Here is a 2,288-nt window from a genome sequence, read left to right as displayed (position 1 = left end):
TGGCTGAGGGGGTGACGGAGGCGATGGGGTTGCCGTTGTACTGGAGCTCGAGGGTACCGGAGGCCGGGGGGTTCTCGACGATGGTGTAGGTGCCGGGGAGGAGGGTGGGCGAGACCGAGAGGCCCGCCAGGGTGACGCCGGCGCTAAGGGTTTCGCCGGCGACCAGGCTGGAGGCGGGGAGGCCCGCGACCATGTTGGGGGAGAGTTCGAGGCCGGCGATGGCGAGGGCGATGGAGGCATCGCCGGGGGCGTTGGGGCTGGCGGCGGCAGCGATGCGGTGGGGCGCGGCGGCAAGCGCGGCATTGAGCTGGATATCGCCGGCGCCGGTGCCCTGGAGGAAATCGAGGCCGGTGGAGTTGTCGAGGCCGTAGCCCTGGCGATGAAGGGTGTTGACGCCGGTGATGAGACCGGCGGCGAGGGTATCGAGCTTTTGGAGCAGGGCGGGCAGGGCGGAATCGCGCGCATCGAGCACGCCCTTGAGGCGTCCGCCGTTCGCGACGACAGGGAAGCCGTCGTTGGCCCACTGGAGGTCGACCATGGTGGGGTCGGTGGTGGAGGCGACGGCGGTGATCGTGCGGGCAGTGGTGCCGAAGACGAGTTCGTGGGAGCCGAGGTAGACGGAGACTTCGCCGGTGGCAGCTTCGCTGTACTGGACGGATGCGACTTCTGAGAGCTTATCGAGGAGGAGGTCGCGGCGGTCGCGGAGGTCGTTGGCGCGGTCTCCGTTGAGTTCGACCTGCTTGATCTGGAGGTTGAGGCTGGCGATTTCGGCGGCGTAGCCGTTGATCTCATCGGCGAGGGCGGTGAGCTGCTGGTTGAGGTCGCGACGCTGGCGGGTGAGCTCGGAGTGGGCGGCCTGGAGGCGGGTGGTGAGGGTCTGGGTGGCATGAACGAGGGCGGTGCGTGCGGCGGACGATTCCGGGGCGTTGGAGAGGTCGTGCCAGGCGGCCCAGAAGCGGTGGAGGAGGGCGGAGATGCCATCATCGGAAGGGTCGTTGAAGATGGTTTCGGCGTTGCGGAGGGGGTCGGCGAAGGCGGCGTGCTGGCCGCGGGAGGAGAGCGCCTGGCGGGCCTGGAAATCGACGAAGGCATCGCGGATGCGGTGGACGTCGCGGGCGTCGACGCCGTAGCCGGGCTTGCCGAGGAGGCTATCGCGCGAGGCCCAGCCGGCGCCGCTGAGGCCGATGGGCCGCAGGAGGACGCGCTGGCGGGAGAAGCCGGGGGTCTGGGCGTTGGCGATGTTATGTGAAGCGACGTCGACGGCGAGCTGGTGAGCCCGGAGAGCTTTGACGGCGGTATCGAGTCCGATGGAGAGGGCCATGGGAGAACCTCAGGCGCTGCGGGAGACGAAGCCTGTTCCTTCGCGGGGATTGGGCTGGCCCTGGGGGCTGTAGGTGGGCGAGAGGTGGCCTTCGAGGATGGCGGCCCAGCGGTCGCGGAGCTTGATGATGGAGAGGACGAGGCGGGCGTTGGTTTCCTGGGCTTCGCGCAGGCTGTCGGCGCGCTCGAGGAGGCGGTCGCGGGCGGCGCGGAGCTCGCTCATGCCGGGGGTATCGGCAGCCTGGAGGAGGTCGTCGAGGGTTTGGGCGCCGGGTCAGGCAGTTTTGACGAGATTCTTCCGAGCGGCGCTGGCGGTTTCGATGGCGGTCGAGGCCTGGAGCATGCGGGCGCCGACGGCTTCGATGCGAGGGTAGTCGGAGGCGAGAAGGGCGGCGCGGAGGTCGGCGGCGTGGGCGACCAGTTCATCGAGGAGGCGTTCCTCTTCGGTGAGGCAGGCGAGGAGCCGGGAGAGGAGTTCCGGGGTCATGGGAGGTCACCGGCGATGCCGTTCGCGAGGAGGCGGGCGGCGATTTCGCGGGCGTTGGAGCTGTAGGTGCCGTTGGCGATGGCGGCTTTGAGGGCGGCGACCTTTTCGGCGCGGACATCGCGGGCCTGGTGGACGGCGCGGGCCGCCTCGGCGACGATGCGGCCGCGATGTGAAAGGGCGATGACATCGCGGGGGCCGGAAGCGGAGCCGGACGCATCGGCCGGGCCCGCCTGACCCGCCGGTGCTGCGCTGCCGGGGCCGCCGGCCGGGTTGAGATGGGTACCGCCGGGGGTGAGTCCATCGATGCGGGCCATGGGGGTACCTCCTCGGGCGGGGGTTAGCGGTTGATGCGGGTGGCGAGTTCGAGCATGGCATCGCCGACGGAGAAGGCCTTCGCGGAGGCGCTGTAGGCGCGCTGGGCGACGAGCATGGTGACGAACTCTTCGGCCATATCGACATTGGAGCTTTCGAGGGTGCCGGG

Annotated in this window: 4 protein-coding genes and 1 pseudogene; all 5 read right to left on the bottom strand. The window is 69.9% G+C overall.

Going from position 1 to position 2,288, the window contains the following annotated elements:
• Nucleotides 1-1,321 (bottom strand): flagellar hook-associated protein FlgK (gene flgK, locus VAE46_RS08240; RefSeq protein ID WP_322796449.1); only part of this gene is annotated, 1,321 nt, incomplete at its 3' end.
• Between the two features lie 9 nt (nt 1,322-1,330).
• Nucleotides 1,331-1,579: pseudogene (locus tag VAE46_RS08235) on the bottom strand (hypothetical protein); the annotation flags it as partial.
• A gap of 15 nt (nt 1,580-1,594) precedes the next feature.
• A complete protein-coding gene (locus tag VAE46_RS08230; protein WP_322796448.1) occupies nt 1,595-1,807 on the bottom strand; it encodes a hypothetical protein in 213 nt (70 codons plus the stop codon).
• A complete protein-coding gene (flgM, locus tag VAE46_RS08225; RefSeq protein ID WP_322796447.1) occupies nt 1,804-2,121 on the bottom strand; it encodes a flagellar biosynthesis anti-sigma factor FlgM in 318 nt (105 codons plus the stop codon). Before flgM ends, VAE46_RS08230 begins: the two co-directional genes overlap by 4 nt.
• Before the next feature lie 23 nt (nt 2,122-2,144).
• On the bottom strand, nt 2,145-2,288 hold a 144-nt coding region (locus tag VAE46_RS13555; RefSeq protein WP_416223955.1), incomplete at its 5' end, for a flagellar basal body rod C-terminal domain-containing protein.

This window comes from Tepidiforma sp. (assembly GCF_034433535.1).
GTDB lineage: Bacteria > Chloroflexota > Dehalococcoidia > Tepidiformales > Tepidiformaceae > Tepidiforma.
This window is presented reverse-complemented; position numbering and strand designations above follow the sequence as displayed.